The organism is Flavihumibacter cheonanensis (genome assembly GCF_022352215.1).
Lineage (GTDB): Bacteria > Bacteroidota > Bacteroidia > Chitinophagales > Chitinophagaceae > Flavihumibacter > Flavihumibacter cheonanensis.
Map to the genome: position 1 here is coordinate 1 of NZ_JAKRWF010000015.1, position 1,879 is coordinate 1,879.

The following is a 1,879-nucleotide window of genomic DNA, read 5'->3' on the forward strand; positions in this document are numbered from 1 at the left end:
TTTAGACATGGCGTTTAGATGTTTGGTTAACTATCAAAGTTACTGTAGCTATCCTGCTTGCAGAATAGACTACTACCGCTCTAAACGCCTACTTTATATAGCATAAGGGCTTGGCAATATGGCGGGGAAACGAATATAAAATCAACTTTTATTTCATATTCAACATTAAATCCAACTAAAGTATAAAACTTGGCATTAGAATTAACAATGAACATTTATTTATAAAATCAGCAAAGGTTTGGCCTGATGCTTTTTAAATACCACCCTATCGCCAAGCCGTATACGTTGTGTGTAACCAATTAGCGACACAACTACCATCATCAGAAAATTATACATGAGCGACCATAGTATATCTATTGTACCAAGACTTTCAATTTACCCTGACAAAGAAATTAAAGCAAAAGCAATTTTAGCTTGGCTAGTGTCGCTTGACATAGTTAAACCAACGCCTTCCGACTGTATTCTTAGTTCAAATGAGGGTTATCCAATTTCACAAGGCGCAAAAAATGTATCAAGTGAACCTGACTTATTGCCATTTGACTTATTGACAAATGGACTTGAAATAATAACAGAGCGACATGTTTTTCATACAGGACAAAATGGTATGGAAGTACTTATGTGCCCAAATTGCAAACATGACATAGCAAATGAAGATTGGGATTTTTTAAGCGAATGGAGCGACAATAAAAGTAACAATTTGACTTGCCCTTTGTGTAACATTGCGACAGACATTCATAAATTTCAATTTATTCCAGAATGGGGGTTTTGCAACTTAGGGTTTACCTTTTGGAATTGGCCAGGTTTAAAAAATAGTTTTATTAATGATTTTAAACAAATACTGGGCTGTGACATCAATGTAGTGTATACGTCGATTTGACAGATACCAGACTACCTACCTTGGTTACACACAACAGTCGGTTTGGCAATAATGGCGGCGGGACGCTTATAAATTGAACACTTGATTCGTTATGGAGCATCAGCTCAAGCCAATAAAAAGAGCCAGACATATGAATGTAAAAAAGCATTTAATTATAAATTTAGCATCGGTTTCGGCTTAAGAATTTCAACTACCGCCTTATCGCCAAGCCGTGTACGTTAGCCGCAACTGTACAGACCACTAAGAAACATCGTGACTAAAACAATTCTTTTCTTGTTTGCTATTCTTTGCCTTGCAAGCTGCAATTCTGGACAAGCATCAGTTGAAAAACCCATGATCGATACGGCAGTTCGCACTTTGGGGCACAATATGTCAAATTACGCTACGACTGAGATTATTGAAAAAAAGGCAGCCGGGAATAATTCAGCAGATAGCCTAAAGAGTAGGATCCAAGGTGCATGGACTGATGGTATTACTGACGGTGCGACGTTTGACATTAAAGACAAGACAGTCTATTATGTTGACGAAGGCAGTGACTTCAAGTATTTCTTGAAAGGAGACGTTATTACAATTAAATACCCTGAATATTTATATAAAGCCAAGCTCAGTTTTCAGTCGGACACCTTAATAATGGATTCCGAGGAATATGGACAAACAAAGTTTTGGAAATTAAAAGACTAAATGCGGCTAACAAAAGTATTGGCTAAAGCAGGGCGGGACGACGAAACTTCAACAGCAGATCATTAATGAGCATTTGTCCAGGCTGGTCACGATTTCAATTGGGCTTTTGGTTATAAATATGAACTTTTGTAAATAATAAATCGGCTGGGCCGGGCGGGACGTTAGTAATGGCCCTGCCTTCGCCAATACTTGAACGTTACGCGCTACCTATCGTAAACCTTCTGTGCAACAGTCGCGACAAATTTGAAGCAGTTTAATATTCGGGACGACGCGAGGATGGACAGGTAGTGATTTTTAAAAATAGACATTCGGGATTTTTAA

Annotated in this window: 2 protein-coding genes; both read left to right on the forward strand. The window is 38.1% G+C overall.

Features of this window, described 5'->3' with window-relative positions; translation table 11 throughout:
- The first annotated feature begins 334 nt into the window (after nt 1-334).
- On the forward strand, nt 335-877 hold the full coding sequence (locus MD536_RS20915; RefSeq protein ID WP_239603743.1) for a hypothetical protein: 543 nt from the start codon (nt 335-337) through the stop codon (nt 875-877).
- A 252-nt stretch (nt 878-1,129) separates the two neighbouring features.
- Nucleotides 1,130-1,558, forward strand: coding sequence for a hypothetical protein (locus MD536_RS20920; RefSeq protein ID WP_239603744.1), 429 nt, complete (start codon nt 1,130-1,132; stop codon nt 1,556-1,558).
- The last annotated feature ends 321 nt before the right edge of the window (nt 1,559-1,879 follow it).

Bases quoted from the DNA above. Each gene is read 5' to 3' on its own strand.
- MD536_RS20915 (WP_239603743.1), top strand. From the start codon at position 335: ATGAGCGACCATAGTATATCTATTGTACCAAGACTTTCAATTTACCCT.